9 protein-coding genes are annotated in these 16592 nt (G+C 75.0%); 4 read left to right on the top strand and 5 right to left on the bottom strand.

Translation table 11 applies throughout. The features are described from left to right. Positions 1-395 precede the first annotated feature (395 nt). Positions 396-932, bottom strand: coding sequence for a MarR family winged helix-turn-helix transcriptional regulator (locus ABT403_RS37245; RefSeq protein WP_344160834.1), 537 nt, complete (start codon positions 930-932; stop codon positions 396-398). 124 nt (positions 933-1056) lie between these two features. Between ABT403_RS37245 and ABT403_RS37240 the strand changes: the two genes are divergently transcribed. Further along, the gene (locus ABT403_RS37240; RefSeq protein WP_344160903.1) at positions 1057-2358 is read left to right on the top strand and encodes an MFS transporter; all 1302 of its coding nucleotides are present in this window, start codon (positions 1057-1059) and stop codon (positions 2356-2358) included. An 86-nt stretch (positions 2359-2444) separates the two neighbouring features. Here ABT403_RS37240 and ABT403_RS37235 read toward each other — a convergent pair whose 3' ends face one another. Both ABT403_RS37235 and ABT403_RS37230 read right to left on the bottom strand, forming a co-directional pair. Continuing rightward, positions 2445-4172 carry an ATP-binding SpoIIE family protein phosphatase gene (locus ABT403_RS37235; protein ID WP_344160900.1) on the bottom strand — a complete coding sequence of 576 codons (1728 nt, stop codon included), beginning with the start codon at positions 4170-4172 and terminating at the stop codon, positions 2445-2447. Between the two features lie 173 nt (positions 4173-4345). Then, on the bottom strand, positions 4346-5764 hold the full coding sequence (locus ABT403_RS37230; protein ID WP_344160831.1) for an NAD(P)/FAD-dependent oxidoreductase: 1419 nt from the start codon (positions 5762-5764) through the stop codon (positions 4346-4348). A gap of 342 nt (positions 5765-6106) precedes the next feature. On the opposite strand from ABT403_RS37230, the gene ABT403_RS37225 reads away from it, so the two are divergent. Both ABT403_RS37225 and ABT403_RS37220 read left to right on the top strand, forming a co-directional pair. Continuing rightward, positions 6107-6877, top strand: a complete 771-nt coding sequence (locus ABT403_RS37225; protein WP_344160828.1) for a TetR/AcrR family transcriptional regulator — start codon at positions 6107-6109, stop codon at positions 6875-6877. 336 nt (positions 6878-7213) lie between these two features. Next, a complete protein-coding gene (locus ABT403_RS37220; RefSeq protein ID WP_344160824.1) occupies positions 7214-9214 on the top strand; it encodes a sigma-70 family RNA polymerase sigma factor in 2001 nt (666 codons plus the stop codon). Here ABT403_RS37220 and ABT403_RS37215 read toward each other — a convergent pair. Beyond that, positions 9201-12410 carry an ATP-binding protein gene (locus ABT403_RS37215; RefSeq protein WP_344160821.1) on the bottom strand — a complete coding sequence of 1070 codons (3210 nt, stop codon included), beginning with the start codon at positions 12408-12410 and terminating at the stop codon, positions 9201-9203. The genes ABT403_RS37220 and ABT403_RS37215 overlap by 14 nt on opposite strands. Before the next feature lie 318 nt (positions 12411-12728). Here ABT403_RS37215 and ABT403_RS37210 point away from each other — a divergent pair, with 318 nt between their 5' ends. Next, positions 12729-13913 carry a S53 family peptidase gene (locus ABT403_RS37210; RefSeq protein ID WP_344160818.1) on the top strand — a complete coding sequence of 395 codons (1185 nt, stop codon included), beginning with the start codon at positions 12729-12731 and terminating at the stop codon, positions 13911-13913. 2 nt (positions 13914-13915) lie between these two features. Here the strand turns inward: ABT403_RS37210 and ABT403_RS37205 are convergent, their stop codons facing one another. Beyond that, positions 13916-16111 carry an asparagine synthase-related protein gene (locus tag ABT403_RS37205; protein WP_344160815.1) on the bottom strand — a complete coding sequence of 732 codons (2196 nt, stop codon included), beginning with the start codon at positions 16109-16111 and terminating at the stop codon, positions 13916-13918. Positions 16112-16592 lie beyond the last annotated feature (481 nt).

Here is a 16592-nt window from a genome sequence, read left to right as displayed (position 1 = left end):
TCTGGCGTTGATTTTTGGCACGCTGTTGAGTTCTCAAGGAACGGACGCTTCCTTTGTACTCACCCTCTCGGGCTTTCCTCCGGGCTTTCGTTCTTTCTTCGTTTCCGACTCTATCAGATCCTTTCGGGCCTGACTCCCAGTCAGCGGGGTTTGTCTTCCGGGCTGTTGGGCCCTTCCGACTCCTGAACTCTAGCGGATTTTCCCGGCAACCGATAATCGGGCCTTCGGAAATGAATTCGGGCACGCCGAATTTGTTCCCGGTGGGAGATCGTGCTGAGTAGAGGTTGCCGCGACGAGGCGGCGGATTGTTGACCTCAGAACCTTCCGGCGCTGGGGCAACTCGAAGAACCTTACGGATCTGCGAGGGGCGTGTCAACCGGGGAGGTCAGGGCCCGTCAGGCCCGGGCCTGGAGGTCCTCCACCCGGGCCAGGACCCGGGTGAGCATGTCCCCCAGCAGCCCGCGCTCCGCGGTGGAGAGGTCCTGGAGGAGGTCCTCCTCGAACACCGTCGCCGCGCGCATGGCGTCCAGCCACTTGCTGCGGCCCCCGTCCGTCAGCTCCACGATCACGCGGACCCGGTTGGCCTCGTCCCGTTCCCGGGTGACCAGGCCCTCGGCCGTCATGCGGTCGATCCGGTGCGTCATCGCCGCCGGCGTCAGGCCCAGCTGCTTCGCGAGCTCGCTCGGGCCCATCCGGTACGGGGCGCCCGAGAGGACGAGGGCCTTGAGGACCTCCCACTCCGCGTTGCTGATGCCGAGTGCGGCGGTCTGGCGGCCGTACGCGACGTTCATGCGGCGGTTCAGGCGGCTGAGGGCCGAGACGACCTTCTCCACCTGGGGGTCCAGGTCCTGGAACTCGCGCTGATAGACGGCGATCTGCTCGTCGAGGCTCGGCTCGTGGACGGGCGCGGTGCCGTCGGGGGTGTCAGCCATGGTCCGAAGTATCCCATGAACCCGTTGGCGTCTAACTCCTTCGATGTGTAGAGTTAAGCATCGAACTTTAGGTATGAAGTCTTCAGGCTTCAGCTATCAGGGCAGGTGAGAAGTGACCAAGGTGATGGGCGCCGCGATGCGGCGGATCCAGGCCGGGAACGCGCTGACCGCGTTCGGCATCGGCTTCACGGTTCCGTTCCTCTACATCTATGTGGCGCAGGTGCGGGGGCTGGGCTCCATGGCCGCCACGAGTGCGTTCGTGGCGTTCGCCCTGGGTGCTCTCATCGCACTGCCCTTCACCGGCCGGGTCATCGACCGGCGCGGTCCGGTGCCCGTGGTCATGGGTGCGGCCGTGGCCGCGTCCGCGGGGGCGCTCGCGCTCGGGCTCTCCAGCGGTGTCGTCCCGATCCTGCTGTCCGCGCTGGCGCTCGGTGCCGGCCAGGCCGTGATGCAGCCGGCGCTGGCCACGATGATCGTGTGGTGCTCGACGCCCTCCACCCGGACGCGTGCGTTCGCGCTGCAGTTCTTCATGCAGAACCTGGGGCTGGGCATCGGCGGGCTGGCCGGCGGCCAGATCGTCGACGTGACCCGGCCCGGGAGCTTCACCCTGCTGTTCGGCATCGAGGCCGTGATGTTCCTGGTGCTGGCCGCGGTCATCGCCACCGTGCGGATGCCGCAGGCGCCGAGCATCAAGGACGCGCTGCCCAAGGACCCGGCCCAGGCGGCCGGCGGTGGCTGGAAGCGGATGCTGCGCCACAAGGCGATGGTGCAGCTGTGCCTGCTGGGCTTCGTGCTCTTCTTCGCCTGCTACGGACAGTTCGAGTCGGGTCTGGCGGCCTTCGGTACGGAGGCCGCGGGAATCTCCCCGTCGACGCTCGGGTTCGCGCTGGCCGCCAACACGGGTGCGATCGTCGTGGCGCAGTTCGTGGTGCTGAAGCTGGTCGAGAAGCGCCGCCGGTCCCGGGTGATCGCGCTGGTCGGGCTGATCTGGACCGTGGCGTGGCTGATCGCCGGGTTCTCGGGGCTGGGGCACGGCAGCGCGACGATGGCCGCCGCCGCGTTCGTGAGCACGTACGCGCTGTTCGGGATCGGTGAGGCGATGCTGTCGCCGACGCTGGCGCCGCTGGTGGCGGACCTGGCTCCGGAGGGGTCGGTCGGGCAGTACAACTCGGCGTTCGCGCTGGTCAAGCAGATGGCGCTGGCGCTGGGGCCGCTGGGCGTGCCGCTGGGTGCGGGTGTTCCGATGCTGTACATCGCCACCTTCGTGCTGGTCTCGCTGGGGATCGCCGGTCTGGCGCTGCGGCTCGGCCGGCAGCTGACCCCGGTGCAGGACAACCCGTCGCTGCTGGGCGGCCGGGTCGTGGCGCAGGGTCCGGCGGTGGCCGGCAAGGGTGCGGAGCAGGCGGCGGAGCGGGTGGCCGCGTAAGTACGTCAGAGGTGTGGGTGAGGCCCCGGTCCGGTGGACCGGGGCCTCTGGCGTGTTCGCGGGCGGGGTGAGGGGCTGTGTAGGGGCTATTTGTCGGGGAGGGCGAACTCGCACCAGACGGCCTTGCCGCCGCCGGGGGTGCGGCGGGAGCCCCAGGCGGAGGCGATGGTGGCGATGATCGAGATGCCGCGGCCGGTCTCGTCGGCGGGTTCGGCGCGGCGGCGGCGCGGGAGGTGGTCGTCCCCGTCGGTGACCTCGACGATCAGGCGGCGGTCGGTGCGGCGCAGGCGCAGCCGCATGGGCGGGGTGCCGTGCTGGAGGGAGTTCGCGACGAGTTCGCTGGCGGCGAGGACGCCGAGGTCGCAGAGCTCGACGGGGAAGCGCCAGGAGGTGAGGACGCCCTGGGCGAAGGCGCGGGCGCGGGGGGCGGCCTCGACGCCGCCGAGGAGTTCGAGGGCGGCGTTGTGGAAGAGCTCGGCGTCGGCTCCGGTACGGGCGGGCTGCTGGAGGACCATGACGGCGACGTCGTCGTCGTGGTCGGCGTCGACGCCGAGGGCGCGCATCAGGCGGTCGCAGATGATCGCGGGGGTGCCCTGGGCTCCGGCGAGGGCCCGTTCGAGGGCGGAGACGCCTTCGTCGATGTCCTCGCCTCGGCGTTCGACGAGGCCGTCGGTGTAGAGGACGGCGGTGGAGCCGGGTCCGAGGGCGATGGTGCCGGAGGTGTGGAGCCAGCCGCCGGTGCCGAGCGGCGGGCCGGTGGGGTCGGCGGCGCGGCGTACGGTGCCGTCCTCGTCGCGGACGAGGATGGGGAGGTGGCCGGCGGAGGCGTAGGCGAGGAGGCCTTCGTTGGGGTCGTGGACGGCGTAGACGCAGGTGGCGATCTGGCTGGCGTCGATCTCGGCGGCGAGGCCGTCGAGGAGCTGGAGGACCTCGTGCGGGGGGAGGTCGAGGCGGGCGTAGGCGCGGACGGCGGTGCGGAGCTGGCCCATGACGGCGGCGGCGCGCACGCCTCGGCCCATGACGTCGCCGATGACGAGGGCGGTGCGGCCGGCGCCGAGGGTGATGACGTCGTACCAGTCGCCGCCGACGGCCGCTTCGGTGCCGCCGGGCTGGTAGGTGGCGGCGATGCGGAGGTCGTCGGGCTGTTCGAGTTCCTGGGGGAGGAGGGAGCGCTGGAGGGTGACGGCGGCTTCGCGCTGGCGGCGTTCGCTGGCGCGGAGGCGGTCGACGGCCTCGGCGTGGTCGGTGACGTCGGCGAGGTGGACCAGGATCCCGGTGTGGTGGGGGTCGGGGCTGTCGTCGGTGTCGGCCTTGGGGAGCTGTACGGGGGTGCAGGTGACGGTGTAGGAGCTGCCGCCGCCGGGGGCCTGGCGGTTCTTGGCGGTGCGGGGTTTGCCGCTGCGCTGGACCTGGTCGAGGAGCGGGAGGAGGCCGAGCTCGCCGAGTTCGGGGAGGGCGGCGTGTGCGGGTGCGCCGGTGGGGCGGGGGCCGAAGCCGGCGGTGTAGGCGTCGTTGACGTAGGCGACGCGGTGCTCGGGGCCGTGGACGAGGGCGACGAGGGCGGGGAGGAGTCCGAGGACCTCCCGTACGGAGAGCTCGTCGAGGGCGGGTGCGGCGGGGAGCGGGGCGGTGCCGGTGCCGGAGACGGTGGGTTCGGCGGGGGCGCCGTCGGCGGGCGTGAGGGGGTGGGCGGCGCCGCGGGCTGCGGGGACGGAGCCCTCACCCCTTTTGGCCTGGGCGGCGGCGTGCTCGTTCCGGGCGGCGGCGCGGCGCTGCGTTCCGGGAAAGCGGGCGCTCCAGCGCGTGAAGTTCACTGCGTTCAAGCCTCGTGGTGTCGCAAGTGGTCGCGGTGACCCCTCCCGGTGGTGCCGGGAGGTGCCCCGTGTGGTCGGTCGCTTGCTGCTGGTCACTCCGTGGGGCGTCACTCTGTGCAGGTGTGAGCCCACCTATGGTCACACGTCCAGTGTGGCGGACGGCACTGACAACGTCAGCCCTCGGTGTTCCCCGGGGGGTTGGGGGCGGGGCGCGGGGGGTGTTGTCCGAGGTGTCCGCCGGCGGCGAGTTCGAACTCTGCCCTGGGGTGTTCGAGTGATCCGAGGGAGACGATCTCACGGGTGAAGAGGCCGGCGAGGGTCCATTCGGCGAGTACGCGCATCTTGCGGTTGAAGGTGGGGACGCGGCTGAGGTGGTAGGTGCGGTGCATGAACCAGGCGGGGTAGCCCTTGATCTTGCGTCCGTAGACGTGGGCGACGCCCTTGTGGAGGCCGAGGGAGGCGACGGAGCCGGCGTATTTGTGGGCGTATTCGGTGAGGGCCTGGTCGCGGAGGGCGGCGATGAGGTTGTCGGCGAGTTGTCTGGCCTGGCGGACGGCGTGCTGCGCGTTGGGGGCGCATTCGGTGCCGGGGGTTTCGGCGGTGATGTCGGGTACGGCGGCGGCGTCGCCGGCGGCCCAGGCGTGTTCGACGCCTTCGACGGTGAGGAAGGAGGTGCAGCGCAGGCGGCCGCGTTCGTTCCGGGGGAGGTCGGTGGCGGCGAGGATGGGGTGGGGTTTGACGCCGGCGGTCCAGACGACGGTGCGGGTGGGGAAGCGGGCGCCGTCGCTGAGGACGGCTACGCGGTTCTCGCAGGATTCGAGGCGGGTTTCGAGGCGGACGTCGATGCCCCGGCGGCGCAGTTCGCGGACGGTGTACTTGCCCATGTCGGGGCCGACCTCGGGGAGGATCCGGTCGCTGGCCTCGACCAGCACCCATTTCATGTCCTCGGGTTTGATGTTGTGGTAGTACCGGGCCGCGTAGCGGGCCATGTCCTCCAGTTCGCCGAGTGCCTCGACGCCGGCGAATCCGCCGCCGACGAAGACGAAGGTGAGGGCGGCGTCGCGGATGGCGGGATCGCGGGTGGAGGAGGCGATGTCCATCTGTTCGATGACGTGGTTGCGCAGGCCGATGGCCTCTTCGACGGTCTTGAAGCCGATGCCGTAGTCGGCGAGGCCGGGGACGGGGAGGGTGCGGGAGACGGAGCCGGGGGCGAGGACGAGTTCGTCGTACTCGATCTGGAGGTCGCCGGTGCCCTCGTCGGGGGTGGCGAGGGTGGTGACGGTGGCGGTCCGTTTGGCGTGGTCGATGCGCTGGGCCTGGCCGATGACGATGCGGCAGCGGTCGAGGACGCGGCGCAGGGGGATAACGACGTGGCGGGGTGAGATCGCGCCGGCGGCGGCTTCCGGGAGGAAGGGCTGGTACGTCATGTAGGGCTCGGGGGTGACCACGGTGACCTCGGCTTCGCCGGATCTGAGCTTCCGCTGGAGGCCCAGGGCGGTGTACATGCCGACGTATCCGCCGCCGATGACGAGGATGCGCGTGCGGGGCGGGGTACCGGGGGCGTCGCCCCGCGAGTTAGCAGCCTTCACCATCCCATGACGCAACGTGGCCGGGAGTTTGTCCACAGGCCCGGCACATTGTGTGACCGGTGGGATGGGCGGTGCGGGGCTGCGGGGGAGGCCGGGTCGTGTGAGATATCCGCAGGTCAAGTCGGGCGGAGAGGGTCATTCCGGAGGCTCGTGGCGGAAAAATGAGGGGGAATGCTCCGATCGGGCGGTGCTCCGTCGGAGGCTCCCTCTTCTGAATTGACTCTGGCTCAACTATGTTCGTATCTCGTCGAGGAGTAGGACCAGGGCCCTCATGACCGTGGCCCCCCTCGACACGAAGGCGGGGAGTGTCTCCGGGGGGAGACAAATGATTACCGGGGGATACATATGCATATTTCCGATTTCCATGGTTCTGCCACCGCTCTGTCCGCAGAGAGCGGCGGCCGCGTGATCGCGGGCACGACCACCCACGGCACGGGCCGTTCGACGCCGCTGCGCGTCGATGCGCAGCGCAACCTCGAGCACGTCCTGCGGGCCGCTCGCGAGGTCTTCGGGGAGCTCGGCTACGGGGCCCCGATGGAGGACGTGGCGCGCCGCGCGCGGGTCGGCGTCGGGACCGTCTACCGGCGGTTCCCCAGCAAGGACGTGCTGGTCCGGCGCATAGCCGAGGAGGAGACCGCCCGGCTGACGGAGCAGGCGAAGTCCGCTCTGGGCCAGGAGGAGGAGCCGTGGCAGGCGCTGTCGCGCTTCCTGCGCACCTCCGTGGCCTCGGGTGCGGGCCGGCTGCTGCCGCCGCAGGTGCTGCGGGTCGGCTCGGCCGAGGAGGACGCCGCCGAGGACGAGGGCGCCGCGCGCGTTCCGCACCAGCGGCAGGCCGTCGCGGGCGGTGCGCCGGAGCTGCGCGTCGTGGGCGCGCGGACCCCGGCCGAGGACGAGCCGTCGGAGGACGCGGGCGCGGGTGCGCTGCTTGAGGTCGTCGGCCGGCTGGTGGAGCGGGCCCGGGAGGCCGGTGAGCTGCGGACCGACGTCACGGTGGCCGATGTGCTGCTGGTGATCGCGACCGCCGCGCCCGCCCTGCCGGACCCGGCGCAGCAGGCCGCGGCTTCGGCCCGGCTGCTGGACATCCTGCTGGAGGGTCTGCGTTCCCGTACGGCGTGAGCCGGATCCCGGGCCCGGTTCCCGGGACGGCGTGAGCCGTTCCCGGGGGACGGGCAGGGCGTTCGCCGTGAGCCGGCCGGTCCCCGCAGGGGTGGGGGCCGGCGGACCGGCGGGGCCGGGCCGCTCTGCGCCGGACGCCGCAGGCGCGGCCGGCGGCCGGGCGGTCAACGGGGCGCCCGGGACGGGCGGTCACTCGAAGGGGTGAGGAGCGGTCCGGCGGTTCGCCGGATCTTCCCCGGACGGGTGGACGGTGCGGAAGGCGGGCCGGGGCAGCCGTGCCGTGTGACACGCTGGATCGGTGGACCGGTCTGAGGGTGTCGTGCGGGGGCTTCCGCGATGAGCGTTGACGGACGGGACGAGTCTTCCGGTGGCGTCGGTGACGCGGGTGACGCGGCATCGGCGGGCGGCCTGCCCGCCCGTCAGGTCCCGGCCCAGCGCGAGCCCGGGCGCCGGCGGCACGCGGCTCCCTCCGGGGCGGACGACGGCGGGCTCCCGCCGTCCGACGCGGAGCTGGTCGCCCGGATGCGCGGCGGTGACGACGGCGCGTACGAGGAGCTGTTCCGCCGGCACGCCGAGGCCGTACGCCGCTACGCGCGGACCTGCTGCCGGGACGGGCACACCGCCGACGACCTGACCGCCGAGGTGTTCGCGCGGACGCTCCAGGCGGTGCGCGGCGGTGCGGGGCCGGACCAGTCGGTGCGGGCCTATCTGCTGACCACCGTCCGGCGGGTCGCGGCTGCCTGGGCGAAGACGGCCCGGCGGGAGCATCTGGTCGAGGACTTCGCGGTGTTCGCAGAGCAGGCGGCCGCGGGTGCCGAGAGCGGCGGGGCGCTGGGCGGTCTGTCCGGGGACGACACCCTGGAACTCGGCGCGGACGTCCGGGCGATGCACGAGGCCGAGCGGTCCCTCGCGATGCAGGCCTTCCGGAGCCTGCCGGAGCGGTGGCAGGCCGTGCTGTGGCACACCACGGTCGAGGAGTCCTCGCCGAGCGCGATCGCCCCGCTGTTCGGGCTGAGCGCCAACGCGACGGCGGTGCTGGCCTCCCGCGCCCGGGAGGGTCTCAAGCAGGCCTACCTCCAGGCGCACGTGAGCTCCGCGCTCAGCGCGGGCGGAGACTGCGCCCGGTACGCGGACCGGCTGGGCGCCTACGCCCGGGGCGGGCTGCGGATGCGGGCGGAGCGGGGGCTGCGCAAGCACCTGGAGGAGTGTGCCCAGTGCCGGCTGGCGGCCGGTGAGCTCAAGGACGTGAACGCCGGGATTCCCGCGCTGCTGCCGGTCGCGGTCATCGGGTGGTTCGCCGCCGGGTACGCCGCGAAGGCCGCCGGTGTGGTGGCCGGCGGGGTGGTCGCCGCCGGAGGCGCGGGGGCCGCCGCCGCGGCGGCGGGCGGGTCGTCGGCCGCGGGAGCGGGTGCCGCCGGGGCCGCTGGAGCGGCCGGGGCGGGTGGTGCCGCCGGGGCCGCGGGCGCGGCCGGGAGCGGGGCGGGCGCCGCCGGGGGGACCGGCGGGGCGGTGGTCTCGGAGGGGCTGGGGCTGCCCGCCAAGGCCGCCATCGCGGCCGGGATAGCGGTCGCCGCGGCCGCCGGGGTGGTGTTCGCCCTCACCGGGGACGAGCCCGAGCCGGAGGCCAAGCCCACGCCCGGCGTGGCGGCGCCGGTGGTGCCCAGGGCGCCCGCGCCCGCCCTGCCGGAGCCGAGCCCGCCGGCCGGGCCGGAGCCGGCGGCGGGTGGTCCCGTACCGCCGGCGCGCAGTGCGGCCCCGTCCGTGCCCGCGCCGCGGCCCGCCTCGCCTTCGGCTTCCGCGCCGGCGCCGGTGACCCCGTCGGTCTCCGCGTCCGCACGGCCGAAGCCCTCGCCGTCGCGGCCGTCACCGTCGCCGTCGCCGTCCCCGTCGCCGAAGCCCGCGCAGGCCTTCCAGCTGGCCCGGCTCGACCACGCGGCGCTGGGCCCGCACACCGGTCCCGAGCTGGAGACCTGGCGCAGCAGCTGGGTGTGGCAGCGGTGGGGGCTGGTGGCCGGGGGGCAGCGGTTCGGGCAGGGCATCACCGTCAACTCCCGGTCCACGGTGGAGATCACCCTCAACCGGCAGTGCTCCTCCTTCTCGGCGCGGGCCGGGGTGGACGGGCTGTCGCTGCTGACCGACGGGACGGTGCGGTTCTCCGTCTACGCCGACGGGCAGCGGCTGTGGCGTTCGGACGCGCTGGGGTACGGGGACGCCCCGGCGGCCGTGGAGGTGCCGCTGGCCGGGCGCTCGGCCCTGCGGCTGGTGGTGGAGCAAGCCGGGCAGGGGCGGCTGCCCACGCTGGCGAGCTGGGCCGACGCGGTGATCAGCTGCCGCTGAGCGTGGTGTGCCGGACCACCTCGGCCGCGACCTCGGCCGGGGTCAGGCCGCGGCCCCGCGCCTGCGCTTCGGCGTGGGCGGCCGCGCCGAGGGCGGCGAGGTTGCGGGCCGGGAGCCCCTCCAGGACGGTTTCCTCCGGCACCGAGCGGGGGTGGTCCCCGCGCCAGGCGCAGGCCGCCGCGAGGACCCGTACGCTGGCGGCCGGGCGCCCGGCGCCGGCCAGGAACAGGGCCGCCGACTCGGCGAGGGAGGCCAGGACGCGTTCGGCGCAGTGGGCGGCCACCGCCTCGGCCAGGGCGGGTGCGATCCGGTCCAGACCCGCCTGCGGGCCGTTGTCCCGGGCCGTGAGGGCGGCCTCGATGACGTCCAGCCCGGCCGTGAGCTGTGGGGGCGGGTTGATCTGCGCGGAGTCGGCGCGGGCGCGGGCGCACTCGGTGCGGGCCCGTTCGGTGTCGCCCCGGCGCAGGGCGAGCATCGCCGACAGGAGCCGGGCGAAGGAGCTCATGTCGTACACCCCGCCGTACTGGTCGGCCTCGCGGTCGGCTTCGGCCAGGACCCGCTCGGCGGTGTCGTAGTCCCCGGTGCAGTAGGCCGCCTCGGCGATGCGGGCGAGGGCCAGGGGTCCCTCGATCTGGGCGCCGACCTCGCGGGCCAGGCGCAGGCATTCCGTGTACTCGGTGCGGGCGGTGTCGTACTGGCCGCGGGAGAGCGCGGCCTCCCCGGCGGCGCTGGCGACCTGGGCGCGCATCCAGCGGTCCCCGCAGCGGCGGGCGATCTCGTGGAGTTCGGCGAGGTCGGCGTCGACGGTGTCGAGTCCCCCGGTCATGTCGATGGCGTTGTGGGCACGCATCAGCAGGGTGACGCCGAGTTCCCAGTCGCCGGCGTGGCGGCGGCAGTTCTCCACGGAGCGGGACAGGTCGGGGTGGAAGCCCTCGACGTCGCCGGTGAGGAAGGCCGTGGCGGGCCAGAGCATGCCGGGGAAGCGGGTGGTCTCCGGGGAGCCCTCGCGGAAGGCCTCCCTGATGCGGGTGCCGGCGGCGGCGAACTCGGGCGTGCGGAAGTTCGCGGTGCCCTGGCTCTCGGTGAGCAGGAACATGTGGAGGACCTGGAGGCGCATGTACCGCCAGTACGCGGCCGAGCCCTCGGGGGCGTCGGCGGGGGTGGCGTCGAGGATCCGGGCGGCCCATTCGGCGCCCTCGGCGCGGTAGTTGCGCAGCCACAGGAACCAGGAGAGGGCGGTCACGAGCCGCTGGGCGGTCTCCAGGTCGGGGTCCGCCTCGGTGGCGGTGTGGAGGGCGGAGCGGAGGTTGTCGAGCTCGGTCTCGACGCGCCGGATCCAGGTGAGCTGCCCGGCGGAGCGCAGCAGGGGTTCGGTGCGTTCGGCGAAGGCCAGGTAGTACGCGGCGTGACGGCGGGCGGTGGCCCGGGCGTCGTCGGGGGTGGCGGCGAGGCGCTCGGCGGCGTACTCGCGGATGGTCTCCAGCATCCGGTAGCGCATGCCGTCGGGGTCGGGGACGGCCGTGACGAGGGACTTGTCGACGAGGGAGCCGAGGGTTCCGGCGACGTCGCCGTCCGGGCCGGCGCCGCAGACGGCCTCGGCGGCGTCCAGGTCGCAGCCGCCGGCGAAGACGGACATCCGGGCGAGGACGGTGCGTTCGGCGGTGTCGAGGAGGTCCCAGGACCAGTCGACGACTGCGCGCAGGGTCTGCTGGCGCGGCAGGAGGGTGCGGGCGCCGCCGGTCAGGAGGCGGAAGCGGTCGTCGAGGCGGTCGGCGATCTGGCGCGGGGTGAGCAGGCGCAGCCGGGCTGCGGCCAGTTCGATGGCGAGGGGCAGTCCGTCGAGGCGGGCGCAGATCTCGGCGACGGCGGCCGGGTCCTCGTCGGCGCAAAAGCCGGGGCGGGCGGCGGCGGCGCGGTCGGTGAAGAGCCGGTGCGCGGGGCCGGGCGGGAGGGGTTCGAGGGGGCGCAGGAACTCGCCGGGTACGCCGAGGGGTTCGCGGCTGGTGGCGAGGACGCGGACTCCGGGGCAGTGGGTGAGGAGCTTCTCGGCGAGTTCGGCGGCGGCGCCGATGACGTGCTCGCAGTTGTCGAGGACGAGGAGCAGGCGGCGGTGGGCGCAGTGTTCGACGAGGAGGGTGGTGGGGTCGTCGTCGGCGGGGGTCTTCTCTCGGGCGACGAGGCTGTTCTCGCGCAGGCCGAGGGCGCTGAGGACGGCTCCGGGTACGGCGGCGGGGTGGTCGAGGCGGGCGAGTTCGACGAGCCATCCCGATTCGGGCTGGGCGGCGGCCGCGTGCTCGGCGAGGCGGGTCTTGCCGGAGCCGCCGGGGCCGGTGAGGGTGACGAGGCGTACGCGGGCCAGGTCGTCGGCGAGGGCGGCGAGTTCGGGTTCGCGGCCGACGAAGGAGGTCAGGCGGGGCCGGAGGTTGCCGCGGGGTTGTGCGGGCGGGGGCGGCGCGGGCTGGAGGAGTTCGGCGTGCAGGGCGCGCAGCTGCGGGCCGGGGTCGGCGCCGAGGTCTTCGGCGAGGTCGCGGCGGGTGCGCTCGTAGGCGGCGAGGGCGTCGGCGGGGCGGCCGGCGGCGCGCAGGGCGCGCAGCTGGAGGGCGCGCAGGGGTTCGTCGTACGGGTGCTCGCGGATCAGTGCCTCGATCTCCGGGAGGAGGACGGCCGGGGCGGTGGCGCCGCCGCGCAGGTCGGCCTCGACGCGGTCGCGGAGGGCGGCGGCGCGGCGGGCCTCGGGGGCGGCGGCGTGGGCGGTGCGGGCGGGTTCGGGGAGGTCGGCGAGGGCGGGGCCGCGCCAGAGGGCGAGGGCCTCGCGGAGGGTGCCGGCGGCGGTGGCGGGGTCGTCGGCCAGCTGCTCGGCGCCGAGGGCGGCCAGCCGGGTGAACCGGTGGAGGTCGACGTCCTCGGGGCCGGCGGCGAGGCGGTAGCCGCCGGCGGGGTCGGTGTGGACGCTGTCGCGGGAGCCGAGGGTGCGGCGCAGGCGGGCGACGAGGGCCTGGAGTGCGGCGGGGGCGTCCTGGGGAGGGTCGTCGCCCCAGACCTCGTCGACCAGGTCGGTGACGGGGGCGGGCGCGGGGGAGCCGACCCGGAGGGCGAGGGCCGCGAGGAGCGCGCGCAGGCGGGCGCCGCCGGGGGTGAGGGGGGCGCCGGTCGTCTCGTCACGCGCCTCGGTGGTGCCGAGGATGAGGTACCGCACCGGGTCATTCTGCCGTGTCGCCGCGCTGGGCTGCGGGGGGTTTTCTCCCCGCCCCGCCCTTTCACCGTTTCCACCTCGGGCGCCGGTGGGGCTGAAAAGATCTTGGGGCTCCGCCCCAGACCCCGCGCCTCAAACGCCGGCGGGGCTGGGGAATCGGCGGAGCTGGTTGCAGGTCCGGCGGGGCGAACCTGGTGGGCCGGGTGGGCGGGTGGGGGTGTGTCGGGCGGGGGGTGGGGGGTGGCGGCGAGGACAGTGGCGGCCGTCCGGGCTGCGTCCCGTACGTCCCTCCCCCCCCCAGCGCCGTTCTGAAGGAGCGCCATGCGCAGGCGTCTGTTCAGCTCTCTGGTGGCCGCCGCGGTGGCGTTCGCCGGCCTGGCCGCCGGTCCCGCGGCCGCACGGCCACAGCCCGGTCCGGGTGGCGGCCCGACGTCCCGTCACGTCTGTACGGACCGGCACACCCCCGGCAAGGCGTTCTGCCTGTCCATGGTCAGGACGGACCTGCCGGCGCGGTCGGCCCTCCTGCCGGGCCAGCAGCCGGAGGGCCTGTCACCGCAGGACATCCGGAGCGCCTACGGGCTGCCGCCCTTCGGCGGGGCCGGGCGCAGGATCGCCATCGTCGTCGCGAACGACTACCCCGAGGCGGAACAGGACCTGGCCGTCTACCGCCGCCAGTTCCACCTGCCGCCCTGCACCACGGCCAACGGGTGCTTCCAGAAGGTGTACTCCACCGGTACCAAGCCGGGCACCGTGGACCCGATCTGGGCCCTTGAGGCGGGGCTGGACATGCAGGCCGTCAGCGCCACCTGCCCGGGGTGCGGGATCACCCTCGTGGAGGCTCCCACGGCGTTCATCGTCAGCTCCCTCATGCCCGCCGTCGACATCGCCGGCTCCCTGCCGGGGGTGACGGGCGTGAACGGCAGCTGGGCCATCGCCGAACAGGCGGCCGAGGGCAGCCTCGACTCCCACTTCCGCCCCGGCCTCGTCTACACGTTCGCCTCGGGCGACGTCGGGGGCGTGCCGGTCTACCCGTCCGTCTCCCCCTACGTCACCTCGGTGGGCGGCACCAAGCTGACCCGGGCGTTCAACCTGCGCGGCTGGACGGAGAGCGCCTGGGCCGGCACGGGCGGAGGCTGCTCCCCGTACGAGCCGCAGCCCGCCTTCCAGCAGGGGTTCGCCCCCTGCGCCACCCGCTCCACGCCCGACATCTCGGCCGTCGCGGATCCCGACTCCGGTATGGCCGCCTACGTCTCGACCCCCGGCAACCCCACCGTCGGCTGGCAGGTCGTCGGCGGCACCAGCCTCTCCTCCCCGCTGGTCGCCGGCATGTACGCCCTCGCCGGCCGGCCCGGCCCGAACGACCGCCCGAACGCCTACCCGTACGCCCACCCCGGTGCCTTCCACGACATCGTCACCGGCGTCGCCGGCCCGTACGCCGCGCTTCCCGGATACGACCGGGCGAGCGGCATCGGCACCCCCCGCGGCCTGCGCGGCCTGCGCCGGTAGGGCTACCGCCCGGCCGGGCGGGGCAGCGGCGGCGGCGCCGACGGGGTGAGCCTCGGCAGCGGGGCCGGCAGGGGCGGGACCGCCCGGCGGCGGGGGGTGGAGGTGCCCGTCCAGCAGGTGCCGCGGCGGGACATCAGGCGGCGGAGCCACAGTTCCATCGAGACGAGTTCCGCCAGCCCGTCGAGCGGGACGGGCCGCCCGTCGGCGGCGTCCGTCAGGGCCTGGCGCACCACGCGGGCGTCGACCAGTCCGGCGTCGGCCAGCAGCGGTGCGCTGAACAGGGCCAGCAGGGAGCCGAGGGCGGCGCGCAGGCCGAGGCGGCCGGCGGTCTCGTTGGGGCCGGGGGCGGTAACACCCCAGCCGGGCGGGAGTTCCCGTACCCCGGCGGAGGCCAGGACGCTGCGCAGGATCTCGGCGCGGGCCCCGGGCTGTACCCGCAGGGACTCCGGGAGGGCGCGCGCGGCACGGACGACCTGGTTGTCGAGGAACGGGGCGTGCAGCCGCTGGCTGCGGACCTCTACGGCCTGCTCGAAGACCCGGTGGTCGGCGGCGTGGCGGGCGAGCAGGGCGCGGGCGCGGGCCTCGCCGGGCCGCAGCGACAGCGGCGGGCGTCCGGCGGCGGCGCGCAGGCGGATCGATACTTCCGCCAGCGCCTCCCCGGTGAGCCAGCCGGCGGCCGGGCCGGGGCGGGACCAGGTGAGGGCGGCGAGCGAGGCGTCGACGGGCCCGGAGACGGTGGGGGTGACGCCGCCCTCCCGCAGCCGGGCCGCCGCGGCCTCGATGCCCGCGCGGTACGGCGTACGGGCGAGGCGGCGGGCGGCCGAGTAGACGGAGAAGGGGACGAGCAGGGGGCCTTCGGCGGCGGTGCGGGCGAGGGCGGCGACGGGGCGCAGCAGGTGGCGGCGCCTGCGGTCGAGGAGGAGGTCGGCCATGCGGGCGGGGTGGGCGTCGAGGACCTGGCGGGCGCCGTGTCCGGTGAAGTGGTCGGCGGAGCCGGCGGCGAGGCGGCGGCGGTCGCGGGCGGCGGTGACGAGGCAGGGGCCGGGTTCGTCGGTGAGGGGGCCGTCTAGGTCGGCGTACGGGAGGGCTTCGTCGGCGGCGGCCACGACGACGTGGTGGAGGCGGGGGTCGGCGGCGAGGGCGTGGGCGCGTTCGAGTTCGCCTTCGCGGCCGCGCGGGGTGGAGAGGTCGTTGAAGGTGACGGCGAGGAGGCGGGAGCCGGAGCCGGGGAGGGTGCCGGGGGCGCCGGGGAGTCCGGCGGCGAGGAGGGCGAGGGTGGCGGAGGCGGTGCCGCCGGAGAGGTCGGCGCCGACGCCGGGTGCGGGGGCGCCCCGGGCCGCACGGCGGTCGGCGGGGCCCATTCCGGGCACGGGTCCGGGGTCGGGGAGGAGGGTGTCGGGAGCATGCCGGGGTGCCGTGAGCCGGGCGCGCACCGCGGCCGTCAACGCTTCCCGCACGCCTTCGACCGCCCCCTCGGGGTCGGCCTCGGGGGTGGCCACGGCGAGGGAGGCCACGGGTTCGTAGCCGGTGATCTCGCGGGAGCCCTCGCGCAGGATCAGGGTGTGGCCGGGCGGGATGCGCCGCACCCCGGCGTACGGTGTGCCGTCGCCCAGGGCCTCGGGGCTGTCGGGGCAGGCGAGCAGGGCGGCGAGGTGGCCGACGTCGAGCTGGGCCTCGATGAGGTCGGCGAGGGGCAGGGCGGCGGTGGCGTACGCGGTGCCGCCCGCCCAGGGGGTGTAGAAGACGGGCCGGGCCCCGGCGAGGTCGCCGAGGACGGTGATGCGGCGGCCGGTCTGGACGACGGCGGTGTAGCTGCCGGGCCACTCGGTGAGGTGGCGCAGGGCTCCGCCCCGGGCGGCGTAGAGGGCGCGGCGGAGTTCCTCGTCGCCGGCGCCGCAGCAGCCGAGGACGGCGAGCCGGGTGAAGGGGTCGGCGGGGTCGGCGGTGATGGTGCGGATCTCGTCGGGGCGCCAGTCGCCGACGGCCCAGAGCGGGTCGGGGTCGCCCCACAGGAGCTGGGCGCCGACGGGGTGGACGGTGCGTTCGGCGTCCCGGCCGGCGGGGTCGTCGGCGTGGGCGGCGTCGGCGATGCCGCCGTGCGGGGGGGCGTCGTACCCGGTCCCGGGGGCCGGCGGCGGGACGCGTCCGGCCGTGCCGAAGCTCGCGGCGATACTGCTCCACCCGACCAACCAGCGCACCGCCGCCTCCCCCAGCCCGTGGGCACATGACCGGGGCGACGGCGGGCGGCACGGACGGCGTGGTCGGCGCCGAGGGCGCGGCCGGCGGGCCCCGGTGGCTCGGGGTCCATGCTGCCACGAAGCGGGCGTGCGAGAGCGGCTTCGGGGGGCGCACATGTAAACGAACACGCCTCCGCCACACGGTATTTGGCGTTCCGTTCCCACCGCCCCATAGGTCGGTTTCGGCCATTCTTCAGCCGTACTGAGGGCCTGGACGGGTCCTCGCGCGGGGAGCGGCGGCCGCTCGCGGGGCGCGGTCCGGGAGGCCTGATCGCACCCCCCGGACCGTTCCGCCACCCGCGGGGATTGAGGCAGCGGCATCCCCCGGCCTGCCGCATCCGAGCGGCGGGCCGACCCACGCACCGCACATCGAATCGCCGGGCCCCGGGTGCGGCCAGAGCGCACGGCCGGGCGCACGGCCACACGGCCGGAGCACGGTCCC

It is taken from the genome of Streptomyces sp. NPDC000075, assembly GCF_040301925.1.
Lineage (GTDB): Bacteria > Actinomycetota > Actinomycetes > Streptomycetales > Streptomycetaceae > Streptomyces > Streptomyces polychromogenes.
Note: the sequence above shows the minus strand (reverse complement) of the source record. Positions and strands in the feature narration are given on the sequence as shown.